Annotated in this window: 17 protein-coding genes and 1 riboswitch; of the genes, 11 read left to right on the top strand and 6 right to left on the bottom strand. The window is 71.8% G+C overall.

Features of this window, described 5'->3' with window-relative positions:
* Positions 1-6 precede the first annotated feature (6 nt).
* The gene (locus ACH5HR_RS01465) at positions 7-1827 is read right to left on the bottom strand and encodes a DEAD/DEAH box helicase (protein WP_416475873.1); all 1821 of its coding nucleotides are present in this window, start codon (positions 1825-1827) and stop codon (positions 7-9) included.
* 289 nt (positions 1828-2116) lie between these two features.
* Between ACH5HR_RS01465 and clsA the strand changes: the two genes are divergently transcribed.
* From clsA to ACH5HR_RS01420, 9 genes are all read left to right on the top strand, one after another.
* Positions 2117-2710, top strand: coding sequence for a cardiolipin synthase ClsA (gene clsA, locus ACH5HR_RS01460; RefSeq protein WP_402372086.1), 594 nt, complete (start codon positions 2117-2119; stop codon positions 2708-2710).
* Entirely contained in the window at positions 2707-3573 is an 867-nt protein-coding gene (locus ACH5HR_RS01455) for a DUF881 domain-containing protein (protein ID WP_402371797.1), read from the top strand. The genes clsA and ACH5HR_RS01455 overlap by 4 nt, the downstream gene beginning before the upstream one ends.
* Positions 3570-3902 carry a small basic family protein gene (locus ACH5HR_RS01450; protein WP_402371798.1) on the top strand — a complete coding sequence of 111 codons (333 nt, stop codon included), beginning with the start codon at positions 3570-3572 and terminating at the stop codon, positions 3900-3902. The genes ACH5HR_RS01455 and ACH5HR_RS01450 overlap by 4 nt, the downstream gene beginning before the upstream one ends.
* Positions 3903-3904: 2 nt before the next feature.
* Positions 3905-5068, top strand: a complete 1164-nt coding sequence (locus tag ACH5HR_RS01445) for a DUF881 domain-containing protein (protein ID WP_416475871.1) — start codon at positions 3905-3907, stop codon at positions 5066-5068.
* Positions 5069-5172: 104 nt separating this feature from the next.
* The gene (locus ACH5HR_RS01440; RefSeq protein WP_416475869.1) at positions 5173-5646 is read left to right on the top strand and encodes an FHA domain-containing protein; all 474 of its coding nucleotides are present in this window, start codon (positions 5173-5175) and stop codon (positions 5644-5646) included.
* Positions 5643-6389, top strand: a complete 747-nt coding sequence (gene ftsR / locus ACH5HR_RS01435) for a transcriptional regulator FtsR (protein WP_416475867.1) — start codon at positions 5643-5645, stop codon at positions 6387-6389. Before ACH5HR_RS01440 ends, ftsR begins: the two co-directional genes overlap by 4 nt.
* A gap of 90 nt (positions 6390-6479) precedes the next feature.
* Entirely contained in the window at positions 6480-7004 is a 525-nt protein-coding gene (locus ACH5HR_RS01430) for a bifunctional nuclease family protein (RefSeq protein WP_416476402.1), read from the top strand.
* A 176-nt stretch (positions 7005-7180) separates the two neighbouring features.
* Positions 7181-7768, top strand: coding sequence for a MerR family transcriptional regulator (locus ACH5HR_RS01425; RefSeq protein WP_402371805.1), 588 nt, complete (start codon positions 7181-7183; stop codon positions 7766-7768).
* Between the two features lie 3 nt (positions 7769-7771).
* The gene (locus ACH5HR_RS01420; protein ID WP_416475865.1) at positions 7772-8494 is read left to right on the top strand and encodes an MBL fold metallo-hydrolase; all 723 of its coding nucleotides are present in this window, start codon (positions 7772-7774) and stop codon (positions 8492-8494) included.
* Here ACH5HR_RS01420 and ACH5HR_RS01415 read toward each other — a convergent pair.
* Both ACH5HR_RS01415 and ACH5HR_RS01410 read right to left on the bottom strand, forming a co-directional pair.
* On the bottom strand, positions 8416-9699 hold the full coding sequence (locus ACH5HR_RS01415) for a phospholipase D-like domain-containing protein (RefSeq protein WP_402371809.1): 1284 nt from the start codon (positions 9697-9699) through the stop codon (positions 8416-8418). The two genes, ACH5HR_RS01420 and ACH5HR_RS01415, sit on opposite strands and share 79 nt — an antisense overlap.
* 4 nt (positions 9700-9703) lie before the next feature.
* Positions 9704-10879 carry a tyrosine-type recombinase/integrase gene (locus tag ACH5HR_RS01410; protein ID WP_416475864.1) on the bottom strand — a complete coding sequence of 392 codons (1176 nt, stop codon included), beginning with the start codon at positions 10877-10879 and terminating at the stop codon, positions 9704-9706.
* 178 nt (positions 10880-11057) lie between these two features.
* A riboswitch (guanidine-III (ykkC-III) riboswitch) is annotated at positions 11058-11121 on the top strand.
* 12 nt (positions 11122-11133) lie between these two features.
* Here ACH5HR_RS01410 and ACH5HR_RS01405 point away from each other — a divergent pair.
* Positions 11134-11451 carry a DMT family transporter gene (locus ACH5HR_RS01405; RefSeq protein ID WP_402371812.1) on the top strand — a complete coding sequence of 106 codons (318 nt, stop codon included), beginning with the start codon at positions 11134-11136 and terminating at the stop codon, positions 11449-11451.
* Between the two features lie 122 nt (positions 11452-11573).
* Positions 11574-14156: a PEP/pyruvate-binding domain-containing protein gene (locus ACH5HR_RS01400; RefSeq protein ID WP_416475862.1), complete on the top strand. Its 2583-nt coding sequence runs from the start codon at positions 11574-11576 to the stop codon at positions 14154-14156.
* Between the two features lie 69 nt (positions 14157-14225).
* Here the strand turns inward: ACH5HR_RS01400 and ACH5HR_RS01395 are convergent, their stop codons facing one another.
* The 3 genes from ACH5HR_RS01395 to ACH5HR_RS01385 all read right to left on the bottom strand — a co-directional run bounded on the left by ACH5HR_RS01395 (position 14226) and on the right by ACH5HR_RS01385 (position 17538).
* The gene (locus ACH5HR_RS01395; RefSeq protein ID WP_416475860.1) at positions 14226-16613 is read right to left on the bottom strand and encodes an ATP-binding cassette domain-containing protein; all 2388 of its coding nucleotides are present in this window, start codon (positions 16611-16613) and stop codon (positions 14226-14228) included.
* A 62-nt stretch (positions 16614-16675) separates the two neighbouring features.
* Positions 16676-17122, bottom strand: coding sequence for a nitroreductase family deazaflavin-dependent oxidoreductase (locus tag ACH5HR_RS01390; RefSeq protein ID WP_416475858.1), 447 nt, complete (start codon positions 17120-17122; stop codon positions 16676-16678).
* 5 nt (positions 17123-17127) lie between these two features.
* Positions 17128-17538, bottom strand: coding sequence for a VOC family protein (locus ACH5HR_RS01385; protein WP_416475857.1), 411 nt, complete (start codon positions 17536-17538; stop codon positions 17128-17130).
* Positions 17539-17543 lie beyond the last annotated feature (5 nt).

Here is a 17543-nt window from a genome sequence, read left to right as displayed (position 1 = left end):
CCTCGCTCAGTGCGCGGCGTGCGCCGGTCGGCGCTCCGTGCGGGGTGCGCGACGCTCCGGGGCGCCCTTGTCGACCGAGATCCGCAGCTGCCGACCGGCGACGTTGGCGCGGCCGATGCGGTTCATCGCCGCGTCGTCCAGCGGCTTGGTGATGTCGACCAGGGAGAAGTTGCCGAAGATGTCGATCTTGCCGATGTCGCCACCGCGCAGACCACCCTCGTTCGTCAGCGCACCGACGATGCCGCGCGGCTGGGCACCGTGGGTGTGCCCGACGGCGATGCGGTAGCGGGTGCCCTCGGCCGGACGGCGGATGCCGCGGCCCGACTCACCACGGCCGTCACGGTCGGCCCGCGGGTGGCGACGCGTGCGGTCGCCGTCCCGGTCGCCACGCTCCGCCCGGTGCGTCTCGCGGGTGCGCCCGCCCTTGACCTCGGCGCGCTCCCGCTCGTGCTCCTCCTGGGCGGCACGGTGCGCGGGGCCGTCGTCGCCGACCGCGAGCGCCAGCAGCGCGGCCGCGACCTGCGCGGCGTCCGGTGCGGTGCCGTCCTCGCGGGGGGCGAGGTGCTCGCTCAGGAGCTCGGTGTAGAGATCGAGGCGGCCGGCTTCGAGGCGTGCGGGCACGGTGCCGAGGATGGTGCGGGCCCGGTGTGCCGACACGTCGCGGGGGGAGGGGATCTCGACCTCGGTGAGCTTGGCCCGGATGGTGCGCTCGATGTGCTTGAGCTTGCCGCGCTCGTGGGGGGTGACGAACGACAGCGCGCGGCCGGTGCGTCCGGCGCGGCCGGTGCGCCCGACACGGTGCACGTAGGCCTCGGGCTCGCGGGGGATGTCGAAGTTGACGACCAGGCCGATGCGGTCGACGTCGAGCCCGCGGGCCGCGACGTCGGTGGCGACGAGGACGTCGAGGGAGCCGTTGCGCAGTCGCTCGACGATCTTCTCGCGCTCCTTCTGGGCGACGTCGCCGGAGATGGTCGCGGCGGAGACGCCTCGCTCGACGAGGGCGACCCCGACCTCCTCGGCGGCGGCACGGGTGCGGGTGAAGACGATGGTCGCGTCGGCCTCGGAGGTGGCGAGGACGCGCACGAGGGAACCGACCTTGTGGCGGAACGGCACGACGGCGTACGTCTGCTCGACGGCGGTGACGGTGCTGGACTGGCGCGAGACGGCGACCTGGACCGGGTTGTTCAGGTGGGTGTCGGCGACCGCGCGGATGGCGGGCGGCATGGTCGCGGAGAAGAGGGCGACCTGCCGCTCGGTGGCCGCCTGGCCGAAGATCTTCTCGACGTCCTCGGCGAAGCCCATGCGGAGCATCTCGTCGGCCTCGTCGAGGACGAGGAACTTGACGGTGTCGAGGTGGAGCGACCCGCGCTCGAGGTGGTCCATGATCCGGCCGGGCGTGCCGACGACGACCTGGACGCCGTCGCGCAGGGCGCGCTGCTGGGGCACGTAGGGCGCGCCGCCGTAGACGGGCAGCACCCGGACGCCGGGCATGTGGGCGGCGAAGCTTTCGACGGCGTCGGCGACCTGCATGGCGAGCTCGCGGGTGGGGGCCAGGACGAGGGCCTGGACGTGCCCGCGGGAGACGTCGGCGGCGGGGTCGACGGCGGCGAGCAGCGGGATGCCGAAGGCGGCGGTCTTGCCGGTGCCGGTCTGGGCGACGCCGGTGATGTCGCGGCCGGCCAGGAGGGCGGGGATCGCCTCGGCCTGGATGGGGGAGGGGGTGGTGAAGCCGAGGTCGTCGACGGCCTTCTGCAGCTGTGCGGGAAGGTCGAGGTCGGCGAAGGTGACCTGGGCCTCGGTGGGCAGCGTGGAGTCAGGGGTGCTCATGGCGAAGTGACCGTTTCGTCGGGTGCGGGGTGGGAGTCCTGCCGTGCCTTGCGGCACGGCGGTCGCTCGATCCCGTACACACACCTGCACCTGGCTGGCTGTCTGATCGACTGCCAGGGCCTACGAACACGCGGGAGGACGACGAACTCCGATGGATTGGTCCCATCGTACGGGTCGCGAGCGCCGGGCGGTGGTGAGGTGCCCGGTGAGTTTGCCCACTGCCGCAGGCTCTGCCCGGTCCTGCGTAGGATGTGCGCGGCAGGGGACTCGGTGGACACAGGCGGTGATCGTGCAGGCAGGGCAGGGCGACGCAGCCGTGTGGACGGTGCCGAACGTCGTGAGCATGGCGCGCCTGGCGCTCGTCCCGGTGTTCGCCGTGCTCATCGTCTCGGGCGAGGACGTGTGGGCGTTGGTGGTGCTGGCGGTGTCCGGCGCCAGCGACTGGCTCGACGGGTTCCTCGCGCGGCGGCTGAACCAGGTGACCAAGCTCGGTCAGATGCTGGACCCCGCGGCGGACCGGTTGTTCATCCTGGTCACGCTCGTCGGGCTGTTGTGGCGCGGCGTGGTGCCGTGGTGGGTGCTGACCCTGGTGGTGCTGCGTGACGTGCTGCTGGCTTGTCTCGCCCCGGTCCTCGCTCGGCACGGTTACGGTCCGCTGGCGGTGAGCATGACCGGCAAGGCCGGGACGTTCGCGCTGCTGTACGCCTTCCCGCTGCTGCTCCTCGCCGAGACGCCGGGGGCGGTGGGCACCGTCTCCCACGCGGTGGGCTGGGCGTTCGCCTGGTGGGGCATCGGGCTGTACTGGTTGGCCGGCTGGCACTACGTCGTGCAGACGCGCCGGCTGGTCCTGCAGCAGGGTGATCGTCAGGAGGGCCCGGGATGACCCGGGTACCGCCGGACCGGCGGCCGGACGCGTCCATGACGCTCCTGGTCGAGGTCATGGAGAAGCCGCTGGACGCGGGCTACGCCGAGGCCGCCCGCCGTCGTGCGGCGGGTGAGGCCCCTGCGCGGGGGGCGGGGACGCTCCTGCTGCTGCTGGTCGCCGTGCTGCTGGGCCTCATGACGGTGGCGGCCGCGCAGCAGCTCAGGGCGCCGTCCGACGGGCCGTCGGCCCGTGAGCTGCTGGAGCAGGAGATCTCCGAGCGGCAGCAGTCGGCGGACGAGCTGCGGGCGCAGACCGTCGCGCTCAACGAGGAGATCGAGGAGCTGCAGTCGGCGGCGCTGTCTGCCGCGGACCAGGGGCTGCTGGACCGGTTGCGTCTGGACGGCGTCGTGACGGGCGCCACGGCGGTGTCCGGCCCGGGCCTGGAGCTCACCCTGAGCGACAGCGACGCGGACCTGGACCCGGACGTCGCGGCCTCGGACACGCGAGTCCAGGCGGTCGACCTGCAGACGGTCGTCAACGCGTTGTGGGCCTCGGGTGCCGAGGCCGTCAGCGTGGGGGGCCAGCGGCTGACGTCGTTGTCGGCCATCCGGCACGCGGGCGAGGCGATCCTCGTCGACCTGGTGCCGCTGCCGGGCCCGTCGTACGTGGTACGCGCCGTCGGTGACCCGGAGGACATGCAGGCCGCGTACGCTCGGACCGGCGCTCCGGCGTACACCCAGTACCTGTCCTCGGAGTGGGGCATCGGGTCGAGCATGGCCACGGTGGACGAGATCGACCTGCCGAGCGTGGGTGGGCAGGGTCTGCGCTACGCAGAACCGGTGGAGCCGGACGTGGACGAGAGCCAGGAGGAGATTCCATGATCGCCGTGGTCGGGCTGGTGATCGGTGTCGTGGCAGGGATGGTCCTGCACCCGACGGTGCCGGTCGCGTTGCAGCCGTACCTGCCGATCGCCGTGGTGGCGGCGCTCGACGCGCTCTTCGGGGGGCTGCGCGCCAAGCTCGACGGGCTGTTCGACGACAAGGTCTTCGTCGTGTCGTTCCTGTCGAACGTTCTCGTGGCGGCGTTCATCGTCTTCCTGGGCGACCAGCTGGGCGTCGGTTCCCAGCTGTCGACGGCGGTGGTGGTCGTGCTCGGCATCCGGATCTTCTCCAACGCCGCAGCGATCCGACGGCACCTGTTCAGGGCGTGAGCATGAGCGACGAACGCCGCGAGCACGACGGCTCGGCGGACACACCTCCCGAGTCGCAGGCCGAGCACGATGCGTCGCCGGTCGGCGGGGGAGACGCGTCGGGCTCCGGTGCGACCCCGGACGGGGCGGGTTCCGCGCAGAGCGCCCCCGAGGAGGCCGACGGGCCGGACCGGGCCGAGGATGCCGGTCCCGCCGAGCACTCCGGCCCGCCGGACCCCCTCGACCTGTCCGTCCCCGTGGCCACGATCACCGGCCCGCAGGTCGCCGAGGAGTCGCGCGAGCGCGGCGCGGGCTCGCCGTCCTCCGCGGGTAGCCCGAGCGTCCCCGGGACGTGGCCCGGCCCGGGCACGGGTGCGGTCCCGGCGGTGCCTGAGGTGCCGGACCTCGCCGCAGGACACGACGCGAACGAGCGGGGCGACGACGGCGCCGCGTCGGCCGTGCCGCCGCCCGACGGGTGGCGAGCCCTGGTCGGTGCGATGCGTCCGCGCGCCAACCGGTCGCAGCTCCTGGCCGCGGTGCTGTGTGCCGCGCTGGGCTTCGCCCTCGTCGTCCAGGTGCAGCAGTCCGCTCAGGACCCGCTGTCGTCCGCGCGCCAGGACGACCTCGTGCGGCTCCTGGACGAGGTCACGCAACGCTCCGAACAGCTGGCCGAGCAGGTCGCCGAGCTCTCCGGGACGCGCGACGAGCTGCAGTCGGGCAGCGGCCAGGCGCAGGCAGCGGTCGACCTGGCCGAGGAGCGCGCCGGCGCCGAGGGCATCCTGTCGGGCCGCCTGCCCGCCGTCGGACCCGGCGTGGAGATCGTGGTGCGCGACCGGGGCGGCCTCCTGGACGCCTCGAAGATGTTCAACGTGCTCGAGGAGCTGCGCAACGCGGGCGCGGAAGTGGTCGAGCTCGACGGCATCCGCCTGGTGACCTCGACGTCGTTCAGCGACACGGACGAGGGGATCGTCGTCGACGGCCAGGCGCTCGACCCGCCGTACCGGTGGACCGTCATCGGCGACCCGTCGACGCTCAGCCCCGCGCTGGAGATCCCCGGCGGTGCTCTGGCGACCCTGCGCACCGCCGGGGCCGAGGCCACGATCACCGAGCACGACGAGGTCGAGGTGACCGCGGTGCGCGAACCGCCCGAGCCGCAGTACGCCACGCCCCGAGGACCCGAGGGATGAGTCGCGCCGCGACGCTTCGTGCGGCTTCCCGCCACGACCGGTGAGAGGGTAGGTTTGACGGACGACGGCGCACGTCGGACCGGCCGACCCAGCCAGGAGGACTGATGACGGACCCCCGCGCAATCCCGCACGAGACGGGCGTCGAGACGACGGCCCACCTCGGTAGGCTCGGTGCGCCCGCGGAGGAGCAGGCTCCCCGGATCCCTCTGACCGCCGAGGAGGGCGCGGCGGTGGCCGCGCTGCCGAGACACTCCGCCCTGCTGGTGGTGCAGTACGGTTCCGGCGCGGTCGGCGAACGCTTCCTCCTGGACTCCGACCGGACGATCGCGGGGCGCAGCGAGCGGGCGGACATCTTCCTCGACGACGTGACCGTCTCGCGCAAGCACGCGGAGTTCGTCCGTGAGGGCGACCGGTTCGTGGTGCGCGACATCGGGTCGCTGAACGGCACGTACGTCAACCGCGACCGCATCGACGCCGCGAAGCTCACCACGGGCGACGAGGTGCAGATCGGCAAGTTCCGCATGTCCTTCCACGCGAGCCCGCAGGCGCCGCGGGACGACCAGGCGCCGGTCTCGTGACCTTCGGGGCCGGGATCGAGCCGGTCCCGGAGCCCGACGACGCCCCGGAGCCCTGGCCGCGCGGGATCTCGAGGCAGGCCTCGATGCGGATCTCCGAGGTCCTCGCGCTGCTGCGCGGCGACTTCCCGTCCGTCTCGCACTCCAAGCTGCGCTTCCTCGAGGAGCAGGGGCTGATCACGCCCGTGCGTACGCCGGCCGGCTACCGCCAGTACAGCCCTGCCGACGTCGAACGGCTGCGCTTCGTCCTGGCGGAGCAGCGCGACTCCTACCTGCCGTTGAAGGTCATCAAGGAACGGCTCGCCGCGATGGACGCCGGCGAGCCCGCCCCCGGTCCTGCCCCGCGCCTCGCCACGCCGGTCGCGGGGGAGACCGACGCGGCCCGTCGCCGCTGGACCGTCGAGTCGGTCTGCGACGCGACCAGCACCCCGCCGGAGTTCGTCCGGTCCCTGATCACCGCAGGCTTGCTGCGCACGTCCTCGGGATATCTCGATGCCGGAGCGCCCGAGGTGGTGCGGCTCGCCACCCGGCTGGCCGAGCACGGCATCGAGCCCCGGCACCTGCGGCCGCTGCGTTCGTCCGCCGACCGCCACGTCGGCCTCGTCGACCAGGTCGTCGCTCCGTACCGCAGCCAGCAGACGTCGGACGGCCGCGCGCACGCGGCAAGCCTCGCCGACGAGCTCGGTGACCTCGTCGCCCGGCTGCACAGCGCCTGGGTCCGCGAAGGAACCTCGTCCCTCGGCTGAGCCCTTGCCGACGGCACGACTTCCAGAGCGTGCGACCTCGTGCCGTAATACCGTTGACGCGTGGAGAGCGACGACGAGGCCGAGGCCCCGATGGTGCCGGTCGAGGTGCTCGGGGTGCGGCAGCAGCAGCGGGACCAGGAGATCGTGGTGCTGCTCTTCGACACCGCGGCAGAGCTCGCCGTGCCCATCGTCATCGGCGCCCGCGAAGCCTCCGCGATCGCGATGGCGCAGGCCGGCGTCGCTACGCCGCGGCCGATGACGCACGACCTCCTGCGCGACCTGCTCGGCGCCGTGGGCGTCGACCTCGACCGGGTCGAGATCGTCGCGCTCGACGGCGGGATCTTCTTCGCAGAGCTGGTCCTGTCCACCGGCGTCCGGCTCGACTCGCGGGCCTCCGACGCGATCGCTCTCGCCGTGCGGACCGAGAGCCCGGTGCTGTGCTCCGCCGAGGTGGTCGCGGCCGCCGGCGTCGAGGTCGTCGACCTCGACCAGCAGAAGGAGGTCGAGAAGTTTCGCGACTTTCTCGACCACGTCACCGCCGAGGACTTCACCACCCCCGAGGGGCCCACCGAACCGGGCGACGACACACCACCTCCACCCTCAGGTTCAGCCTGAAGGTTGGGGGTTATGGTGTGGAGGAACCCTCTACCGGAAGTTCAAGGCCACGGTTCAGCGCTCCGCGACATGTCACGGTTCAGCACCGTCCCGCGACACGCCGAACCTCTCGAGCGCTACGTCGTTGACGGCCCCCAGGGGCGGTCCTAGCGTGGAGTCGACATCTTGGAGGCACAGTGAACAGCAGCGGTGAGGCGAGCGTCGAGACCGGCGCAGCGCCGACCGGCGCCCAGGGGCTTCTTTTCGGTGAGGACCTCACGGAGCAGGACGGCGGCACCGGATACCGCGGCACGACCGCCTGCCGGGTTGCGGGGATCACCTATCGACAGCTCGACTACTGGGCGCGGACCGGACTGGTCGAACCGTCGATCCGGTCGGCCAGCGGTTCCGGCACCCACCGGCTCTACAGTTTCCGTGACGTCCTGGTGCTCAAGGTCGTCAAGCGGCTGCTCGACACCGGGGTGTCGCTGCAGCAGATCCGCAGCGCCGTGACGCACCTGCGAGAGCGGGGCGTCGACGACCTGGCGCAGATCACCTTGATGAGCGACGGGGCGTCCGTCTACGAGTGCACCTCGCCGGACGAGGTCGTCGATCTCGTCCAGGGCGGCCAGGGCGTCTTCGGGATCGCTGTCGGCCGCGTGTGGCGCGAGATCGAGGGCACGCTGGCGCAGATGCCGACCGAGTCGCTCGAGGACGAGGGCGACGACCGGTCGCACGGCGAGGACGAGCTCGCCGCCCGACGTCGGGCACGGCACGTGGGCTGAGCCGTGCGGCTGACGTTCCACGGCCACGCCTGCGTGAGCCTGACGGGCGCCGGCTCACGCATCGTGCTCGACCCGGGCACGCTCGCCCGCTCGGCCGAGGCGCTGGACGGCGCCACGGCGGTGCTGATCACCCACGAGCACGCCGACCACCTGGACGTCGCGGCGGTGGTCGCGGCGCTGCGTGCCGACGACGCGCTGACGGTGCGGGGGACGGCCGGGGCCGTCGAGGCACTGCTGCACGCCGGGGCGGCCGGCGAGAGGCTGCACGCCGTCGAACCGGTGGAGGAGCTCCAGCTCGGTGCCGCACTGGTGCGTGTCGGTGGCGGTGATCACGCCCTGATCCACTCGCGTGCTCCTCGGGTGGCCAACCGGACGTACACGGTCACCCTGGAGGGCGCCACGGTCCACCATCCTGGTGACTCGTTCGACGTGCCCACGGAGGCGCTCGACGTGCTGTGCCTGCCGGTGTCCGGGCCGTGGCTACGGCTGACCGAGGCCATCGACGCCACGCTGGCCGCGAGCGCCCGGACGGTCGTCCCGGTGCACGACGCGATGCTCAGCGAGACGGGCCACGAGCTGACCCGGCGGTGGCTGGACACCGCACGCCTCGGCGGTGAGCACGTGTACCGCCGGCTCGGCGCGGGGGTTCAGAGCAGCGGTTCGAGGGGCTCGAGTACGCGCTCGGCGATCTTGGTCAGCAGGGAGCGCCCGCGCCACTCGTCGTAGGTGAGCTCGTGGGAGTTGCTCTCGTCCATGCGGAAGATCTCTTCGAGCTTGCTCGCCAGGCCGGCGTCCACGATCTCGAGGTTGATCTCGTAGTTGCCGGTGAGGCTGAGCCGGTCGATGTTCGCGGTGCCGACGGTGGACCAGCGTCCGTCGATGGTCGCGGTCTTGGCGTGGACCATCGCTCCCTCGTACAGCATGATCCGCACGCCGCCGCGCAGGAGCTTGGTGTACCGGCCTCGGGCCAGCCAGTCGGCCAGGGAGTGGTTGGAGCGTTCGGGCACCAGCACCCGGACGTCCACCCCGCGTGCTGAGGCGGCCAGGAGCGCCTCGAGGATGTCGCGGTCGGGGATGAAGTAGGCCTGCGTGATGTAGATGTGGCTGGTCGCACGGTCGATCGCGTCCAGGTACAGGCCCCGGATCGGGAAGACGAGGTCGCTGGGGGCGTTGCGGGCCGCCCGGAGGCTGGGCTGCCAGTGCTCGGCGCCCTTGTCCTGGAGCACAGGGAGTTTGTGGGTGCGCCAGCGGTTCCAGAAGTCGACGAACGCGTTCTGCAGCTCCCACGCGGCCCGCCCTTCCAGCCGGATGTGCGTGTCGCGCCACTTGGTGGCGTACTCCTCGCCGATGTTGTACCCGCCGACGAACGCCACCTCCTCGTCGACGACGAGGATTTTGCGGTGGTCACGCCCGGAGCGGCGCACGTCGAGCGTGAGGAGCCCGGGTCGCAGTGCGGGGAAGCGCAGGACGTGGACCTGCGGGGGAAAGTGGAAGAACTCCCGGGGGACGACGAGGTTGGCGAAGCCGTCGTAGATGACGTAGACCTCGACGCCTCGCGCGGCGGCCCGGGAGATCGCCTCCTTGAAGCGTTCACCCGTGGCGTCGCCCTTCCAGATGTAGGTCTCCAGGAAGACCGTGTGCTGGGCGCCGTCGATCGCCTCGAGCATGGCGTCGAAGAGGTCGTCGCCATAGGTGTAGAGGGTGGCGTTGGTGCCGTCGATCTCGGTCGACAGCGGGGCCGCGGTAGGGAACTTGCTGTTGAGCGGGTGGCGCTGGCCACGGATCTTGTCGGTGACCATGACCGCGGCACCGGCGGAGAGTGGGATCGCGCAGGCGACGGTCGCGGCGCGTCGTGCGACCTTGCGGATGCGTCGCCAGTCGACCTGGATCCTGACCGGGAGTGCGAGAGACTGCTGCTGCGGGCTGGGCACGCCCTCACGCTAGCGGCGACGACGCCGTCGCGCCCGGTGATTCCGCCCCGGAGGTGTGTGAGACGTCCCGCAGGGAGCCGGCGAGCGGGTGGGTGCGGATGGCCGCGGCGAGCTCGCCGTCGATCCGGTCGAGGTAGGCGCCGGTCGTGGCGATGGAGGCGTGGCCGAGCAGCTCGGCCACCACCTTGACGTCCCAGCCGTCCGCGACGAGCAGCGTGGCGGTGGTGTGGCGCAGCGCGTGGGGGGTGGCGGGTCGGCGGTAGGCCTCCGGCATCCGTACCACCGCGCGCGCCAGCAGCGCCCGGATGGCCTGGGTGTCGAGGCGTCGGCCCCGCCACGAGAGCAGGAGGGCGCGCTGGGCATCGGTGTCGTCGGGTCGCCGCGCGGCCAGCCGGGGGCGCAGGTCGGTCAGGTAGCTCTCCAGCGCGGTGGCCAGGGGAGGGCTGAGGGCGACGGTCCTCGTCGAGCCGCCCTTGCCGACGATGCGCCAGCGGGTCTCCTCGGGCTCGCGGGTCAGGTCGGCGACGTCGGCGCGGGCGAGTTCTGAGACGCGTGGCCCGAGGACGATCAGCAGCGCGACGACGAGGCGGTCGCGGGCTGCGAGCGCCTGGTCGGCGCGCGTGGTGCCGGCCGTGCCGGGGCGGTCGGCGGCTTCCTGGACGGTGTGGACCAGCGCCTGGGCGGCCGACGCCGACAGTGCGGTGCGTTCGACGCGCAGGCGTTCGCGCACCTTGGCCGGTGGTGCGGCCCACTGCATGGGGTCTGCCTGCACCCAGCAGTGGCGTGCGGAGTGGGAGAAGAACCGGGTCACGGACTGCCGGAAGCGGTTGACGGTGGCGGTGGACCGGCCGGGTGCGGTCTTGCGGGTGGGGTCCGTGTATCGGCCGTCCGGGCCCGACTGGTAGCGCACGAGGGCGTCGTCGACGTCGTCGCCGGTGACGTCGTCGAGCACGCGGTCGGGGCCGAGCAGCCGGACGAGCTCGCTGACGTCACGCGCGTAGGAGCGTTCGGTGGCGGGGGAGAGGACGCCACGGACGGTCTCGACCCGCACCGAGGCGAGGTAGCGGTCTGCCGCCTGGGCGACGGTGAGGCGTTCGAGCCGTGGCGGCGCGACCATGAGGTTCCTCCTGTCCGACGGTGGGACGACCGGGGAGCGCAGGTCTGTGACCTGCACGGTCATCGTCGTCAGGCTAGGCGGAGGTACCGACATCGATGAGACCACTGTGTTGCGGCATACACAATGGTTTGTACTGATTGTTCGATTCAGCGTACCGGTGGCGCGGCGTCCTGGCGAGCCGTGGCCGACCAGCGATGCCGGGTCGGCCGTCGGCACCGGGCTGTTGCGTGCGATGATCTCGGCAGAGCCTGACATGGCTCCCGGACGAGGGTTGCCGTACCCGGAGTGCGACAAGACGGCATCGGGGAGTGGGCCGCATGTCATGGATCGTCCTGGTCGTCTCCGGGCTGCTGGAGGCCGTGTGGGCCACGGCGCTCGGCCGTTCCGAAGGATTCTCGCGCCTGGTGCCCAGCATCGTGTTCGTCGTGAGCCTGGCTGCCAGCATGGCCGGCCTGGCGTACTCGTTGCGCGAGCTGCCGGTCGGCACCGCCTACGCCGTCTGGGTCGGCATCGGCGCGTCGCTGACCGCCGGCTATGCAATGGCGACCGGCGCCGAGCCGGTCACCGTCGTGCGGATCGCGCTCATCCTGGGCATCGTCGCGTGCGTGGCGGGACTGAAGCTGACGACGCACTGAGGCAGGCCCACGGGGAGCGGTCGGTGGCGCGTGCCGGCCGCTCTTCTCGTCGTAATGACATAATGCGCATTATCGGCGCCCAGTGGCGCGGAGACGACTCGATTGATCACGGACGGTCCGGCATGATGCTCGCTATGCCGGACCACGCCACACCCGCTGCCACCGCGAGCACCGTGAGCACCGGGTTCGCCGGCCTCGACGCGGTGGTCGACGGGCTGCGCATCGGTGACAACGTCGTCTGGCGAGTCGACGACGTCGCCGACTACCGGACCGTCGCGCGTGCGTTCGCGACGCAGGCCGTCACCGACGGCCGCCGCGTGGTCTACGTCCGCTTCGGCAAGCACCAACGCCTGCTCACCGACGACGACGGCGTGCTCACGGTCGAGATCGACCCCGACCAGGGCTTCGAGAGCTTCGCCCTGCGGATCCACCACCTCGTGAACGACGAGGGTCCCGGGGTCTTCTACGTGTTCGACAGCCTCACGGACCTGCTGCCCCGGTGGTTCTCGGACCTGATGATCGCGAACTTCTTCGTCGTCACGTGCCCCTACCTGTTCCGTCTCGACACGGTCGCGTACTTCGCGCTCGAGCGCGGTGGGCACACCCACCGCACGGTGGCGCGCATCCGAGAGACGACGCAGGTGCTCCTCGACGTGTACCGCATGGACGGTGAGGTGTACGTCCACCCTCTCAAGGCCTGGGAGCGTCACTCCCCCACGATGTTCTTCCCCCACCGGGTGCGTGGCGACGCGGCCGTCCCGGTCACCTCGAGCGTCGAGCTCGCGCGACTGTCCGCCCGGCGCCCGCGGCAGGGCGACCGGCTCGATCCGTGGCACGTTGCCTTCGACCGGGCCCACAGCGCCCTCGACCTGCCCCCGGAGCACCAACGCGGTGCCGCCACGGGGCTGGTGCACATGCTGATGGGCGGCTCCGAGCGCATGACGCGGCTCGCCGAGTCGTACCTGTCGCTCGCCGAGCTCCTGCTCGTGGGCGCCCGGTCCATCGGCACCGGGGCGATCGGTGGCAAGAGCGCCGGCATGCTCGTCGCACGCGCGATCCTGGAGGCGAGCGACGACGCCGAGCTCGTCGGATCGCTCGAACCGCACGACTCCTTCTACGTGGGCTCCGACGTCTTCTACACCTACCTGGTCGAGAACGGGTGGTGGTTGCTGCGCGCCGAGCAGCGCACCCCGGCGGGCTACGACACCCGTGCCGCCGAGCTGCGCGAGCGGATCCATCACGGGCACTTCCCCCACGAGGTCCGCGAGCAGTTCGTGGAGATGCTCGAGCACTTCGGCCAGTCCCCCGTCATCGTGCGGTCCAGCTCGCTGCTGGAGGACGACTTCGGCAACGCGTTCGCCGGCAAGTACGACAGCGTCTTCTGCGTGAACCAGGGCGACCCCGCCGAGCGGCTCGCGGCGTTCGAGGACGCCGTGCGCACCGTCTACGCGAGCGCGTTCAGCACGGAGGCCCTCGCCTACCGCGCGGCCCGTGGCCTGCAGGACCGCGACGAGCAGATGGCGATCCTCGTGCAGCGTGTCTCCGGGGACCGGCACGGCGACGGATTCTTCCCCCACGCGGCCGGCGTCGCCGTCTCGCGCAACCTCTACCTGTGGGACCCGAGGATCGACGCCGAGGCCGGCATGATGCGCGTCGTCATGGGCTTGGGGACCCGCGCGGTCGACCGCACGTCGGAGGACTACGCGCGGATCGTCTGCCTCGACGACCCGGCCCGGGTGCCACCCACGCTGTACGGCGACGCGGCGCGCTTCGCGCAGCGTCGCGTCGACCTGCTGAGCCTGAGTGAGAACACGCTGGTCAGCCGCCCGTGCGAGGAGCCGGTCGCAACCCTGGGCGAGGACGCTGCGCTCCTGACGAGCCCGGACCTGGAGGCCGCGCGCGTCGCGGCCGACTGGGGTCGCCCGAGCCCGGTCCGGCAGCTCGTGGACCTGCGCGGGCTGCTCACGCGGACCGAGCTCCCCGCGACGGTGCGACGTGCCCTGCGCCTGCTCGAGGCGGCCTACGACCACCCCGTCGACATCGAGTTCACCGCCAACCTCGCCGCCGACGGCACGGTGCGGATGAACGTCGTGCAGTGTCGGCCGCTGCAGACGCGCGGACCTGGCTCACCGGTGCAGATGCCGCGTGCCGACCCCGGCACGCGGCTGTTCGCCGCGACGGGCAGCTTCATGGGCGGCAACGTGCGCCTGCCCGTCGACCATGTCGTGCTGGTCCGTGCCGCCGAGTACCTCGCGCTGCCGGAGCAGCACAAGCACGCCGTGGCCCGGGCGGTCGGCCGGCTCAACCGGACCGTCGCGGCGCAGCAGCCGACGCTCCTGGTCGGACCGGGACGCTGGGGCACGACCACGCCGTCGCTCGGCGTGCCGGTCCGGTTCTCCGAGCTCGGCCGGATGGTCGGGATCGTGGAGGTCGCCGCACCCGATGCGGGCATCGCCCCGGAGCTGTCGTTCGGCAGCCACTTCTTCCAGGACCTCGTCGAGGCAGGGATCTTCTACGTCGCCCTGCACGCCGGGCGACCTGACGTCGACGTCCGCCCCCAACGCGTGACCGACCTGCCGAACCTGTTGGCGGACCTGGCACCGGAGGCCGCCGACCTGGCCGACGTGCTCCACGTCGCCTCGACCCCCGGCCTGTGGCTGGCGTCCGACATCGAGACCCAGGCCGTCGTGTGCGGGCCCGCCTGACGAAGGCTGAGGACGTCGGGCGCGTCCCTGCGCCGATGTCACCCACCAGCCGGCGTCCTCCGATGGGCCTCAGGCCTGGACGTACTCGGCCAGGTGCTCCCCCGTCAGCGTGGACCGGGCGGCCACGAGCTCGGCGGGCGTGCCCTCGAAGACGACGGTGCCGCCGTCGTGCCCCGCGCCGGGGCCGATGTCGATGATCCGGTCGGCGTGGGCCATGACGGCCTGGTGGTGCTCGATCACGATGACGGACCTGCCCGCGTCCACGAGCCGGTCGAGCAGCCCCAGGAGGTTCTCGACGTCGGCCAGGTGCAGGCCGGTCGTGGGCTCGTCGAGGATGTACACCCCGCCCCGCTCCCCCATGTGCATGGCGAGCTTGAGGCGTTGGCGCTCTCCCCCGGAGAGCGTGTTGAGCGGCTGGCCGAGGTGGATGTAGCCGAGACCGACGTCCTTCAGATGACCGAGGGTCTTCGCGACGGCAGGAATCTTGGCCTCCCCGTGCGCAAAGAACTCGTGAGCCTGAGCGACGGACAGGTCGAGGATCTCGGCGATGTTCCTGCCGCCGAGGGTGTAGTCGAGCACCTCCGCCATGAAGCGCTTTCCGCCGCAGTCCTCGCACGGCGTCTCGACGGTCTCCATGAACCCGAGCTCGGTGTAGATGCGCCCGTTGCCCTTGCAGGTGGGACAGGCGCCCTCGGAGTTGGCGCTGAACAGGGCGGGCTTGACGCCGTTCGCCTTGGCGAAGGCCTTGCGGACGGGCTCGAGCAGGCCCGTGTAGGTCGCGGGGTTCGAACGACGGGAGCCCTTGATGGCGCCCTGGTCCACGACGACGACGCCGTCGCGGCCGGCGAGGTTTCCGTGGATCAGCGAGCTCTTGCCCGAACCGGCGACACCGGTGACCACCGTGAGGACCCCCGTGGGGATGTCGACGTCGAGGTCGCGCAGGTTGTTCTGGGACGCTCCGCGGATCTCGAGCGCGCCGTCAGGCTCACGGACCGTCTCCTTGACCTGCACGCGGTAGTCGAGGTGGCGGCCGGTGAGGGTGTCGCTGTCCCGCAGACCGTCGACGGTGCCCTCGTAGCAGATGGTTCCACCGTCGGCCCCGGCGCCGGGGCCCAGGTCGACGACGTGGTCGGCGATCGCGATGGCCTCGGGCTTGTGCTCGACCACGAGCACGGTGTTGCCCTTGTCCCGCAGCTCGACCAGCAGGTTGTTCATCCGCGCGATGTCGTGCGGGTGCAGCCCGATGGTGGGCTCGTCGAAGACGTAGGTGACGTCGGTCAGGGCGGAGCCGAGGTGGCGGATCATCTTGGTGCGCTGCGCCTCTCCCCCGGACAGCGTCCCGGCGGGCCGGTCGAGGGAGAGGTAGCCGAGCCCGATCTCGACGAACGAGTCGAACAGGTGCAGCAGGCTGCGCACCAGGGGCGCCACGCCGGGGTCGGTGATGCTGCGGACCCACTGCGCGGCGTCGGTGATCTGCATCGCGCACACCTCGGCGATGTTGCGGCCCTCGACCTTGGCCGAGCGGGCCGAGGCGTTGAGCCGGGTCCCCTCGCAGGCGGGGCAGGGACCGAAGACGGCCGCCCGCTCGACGAACCGCCGCAGGTGCGGCTGCAGCGACTCCGGGTCCTTGGAGAACAGCGACTCGCGCAGCTTGGGGATGAGGCCCTGGTAGGTCATGTTCATGCCCAGGGCCTTGACCTTGCCCTTCTCGCGGTACAGCAGGTCGTGGCGCTCGGTCTCGGTGTACTCGCGCACCGGCTTGTCGCCGTCGACGAACCCCGACTCGGTGAATCCCTTGACCATCCAGCCGTCGGCCTTGTATCCGGGCACGAGGATCGCACCCCCGCGCAACGACCGGGACTCGTCGACGATCACCGACAGGTCGAGGTCGGAGACGGTCCCCCGGCCCTCGCACTCTGGGCACATGCCGCCGAGGTAGACCTGGTCGCGCACGACCTTCTTCTCCGTCTTGCCGTCGGCCCTGTCGGTGCGGAACACCCCGCTCGCCTTCGACGTCGGGATGTTGAACGAGAACGCCGTGGGCGGGCCGACGTACGGCTCGCCGATGCGGCTGAACAGGTTGCGCAGCATGGCGTTGGCGTCGGTGACGGTCCCGACCGTGGACCGCACGTTGGCGCCCATGCGCTCCTGGTCGACGAGGATCGCGGTGGTGATCCCCTCGAGGTGGTCGACGTCGGGCCGCGGCAGGGACGGCATGAATCCCTGGACGAACGTCGAGTAGGTCTCGTCGATGAGCCGGCGCGACTCCGCGGCGACGGTGGCGAACACCAACGAGCTCTTGCCTGACCCGGACACCCCCGTGAACACCGTCAGGCGTCTCTTGGGCAGCTCGACGTCGATGCCGCGCAGGTTGTTCTCGCGAGCGCCCTGGACCCGGATGACGTCGTGGGCGTCGGCGGGTCGGGCTGGCGCCGGCTGGGGGGTGCTGGGAGCCATGTGCGGGGGTCTCCTTCAGGGGTGTGGTGCGCCGTCGGTGGCGCGGTGCGGCGTCACTCAGGTTAGCGGCGGGCGAGCCGCACCACCGGGTAGGTGCGCGCGCTCCGGGCCTGGTACTTGGTCAGGCTGCGGACGACCTGCGTCAGCCGGTGCCAGGCGGCCTCGCGTGGTGCGCCGGCGAGCACCTGCGGCGTGATCGGGACGGGCGTGCTGCCGTGGACCTCGACGGTGGCGTCGTCGGGGCGTGCCAGCAGGTTGTCGTACCAGTCGGGGTGGCGCTGCCCGCCGCCCGAGGCGACGACGACCCAGCCGTCCGCGCCGTCGTCGACGAACGCCAGAGGGTTCTGCCGTGGGTGGCCGCTGCGGCGCCCCACGGTGTGCAGCACGAGCAGCTCCATGCCCATCTGGGTGCCGCCCTTGGTGCGGACCTTGGCCGCGGTGCGGGCGTTGGCGGTGTGCTGGAGCCAGCGGGAGAACCGTCCGGGTCGTCGCGGGGTGGTGGTGGTCATCGGTGTCACCTGACCTCGTCGATGCGGACCATGTTGCCGGCGGGGTCGCGGAAGGCGCAGTCGCGCACTCCCCACGGCTGCTCGGTGGGTTCGGAGGCGACCTCGGCGTCGGCGGCCTGGAGCCGGTCGAACGTCGCGTCCAGGTCGCGGGTGGCCAGGATGATGGACTGGTAGGCGCCCTTGGCCATCAGCTCGAGGACGGTGCGGCGCTCGTCCTCGGTGACGCCGGGGTCGGCGGCGGGCGGGGTCAGGACGAGGCGGACGTCGGGCTGCGCCGGGGAGACGAAGGTGAGCCAGCGCATGTCGCCCTGGCCGACGTCGCCCTGGACCTCGAAGCCGAGCAGGTCGCGGTAGAACGCCAGGGAGGCGTCCGGGTCGGTGTGCGGGAGGAACGTGGTGTGAATGGTGATGTCCATGCGCC

Source organism: Isoptericola maris, assembly GCF_048065335.1.
GTDB lineage: Bacteria > Actinomycetota > Actinomycetes > Actinomycetales > Cellulomonadaceae > Isoptericola > Isoptericola rhizosphaerae.
Note: the sequence above shows the minus strand (reverse complement) of the source record. Positions and strands in the feature narration are given on the sequence as shown.

Bases quoted from the DNA above. Each gene is read 5' to 3' on its own strand.
- ACH5HR_RS01450 (WP_402371798.1), top strand. From the start codon at position 3,570: ATGATCGCCGTGGTCGGGCTGGTGATCGGTGTCGTGGCAGGGATGGTC.
- ACH5HR_RS01455 (WP_402371797.1), top strand. From the start codon at position 2,707: ATGACCCGGGTACCGCCGGACCGGCGGCCGGACGCGTCCATGACGCTC.
- ACH5HR_RS01445 (WP_416475871.1), top strand. From the start codon at position 3,905: ATGAGCGACGAACGCCGCGAGCACGACGGCTCGGCGGACACACCTCCC.
- ACH5HR_RS01410 (WP_416475864.1), bottom strand. From the start codon at position 10,879: ATGACCGTGCAGGTCACAGACCTGCGCTCCCCGGTCGTCCCACCGTCG.
- ACH5HR_RS01405 (WP_402371812.1), top strand. From the start codon at position 11,134: ATGTCATGGATCGTCCTGGTCGTCTCCGGGCTGCTGGAGGCCGTGTGG.
- ACH5HR_RS01465 (WP_416475873.1), bottom strand. From the start codon at position 1,827: ATGAGCACCCCTGACTCCACGCTGCCCACCGAGGCCCAGGTCACCTTC.
- ACH5HR_RS01400 (WP_416475862.1), top strand. From the start codon at position 11,574: ATGATGCTCGCTATGCCGGACCACGCCACACCCGCTGCCACCGCGAGC.
- ACH5HR_RS01390 (WP_416475858.1), bottom strand. From the start codon at position 17,122: ATGACCACCACCACCCCGCGACGACCCGGACGGTTCTCCCGCTGGCTC.
- ACH5HR_RS01385 (WP_416475857.1), bottom strand. From the start codon at position 17,538: ATGGACATCACCATTCACACCACGTTCCTCCCGCACACCGACCCGGAC.
- ACH5HR_RS01395 (WP_416475860.1), bottom strand. From the start codon at position 16,613: ATGGCTCCCAGCACCCCCCAGCCGGCGCCAGCCCGACCCGCCGACGCC.
- ACH5HR_RS01440 (WP_416475869.1), top strand. From the start codon at position 5,173: ATGACGGACCCCCGCGCAATCCCGCACGAGACGGGCGTCGAGACGACG.
- ACH5HR_RS01430 (WP_416476402.1), top strand. From the start codon at position 6,480: ATGGTGCCGGTCGAGGTGCTCGGGGTGCGGCAGCAGCAGCGGGACCAG.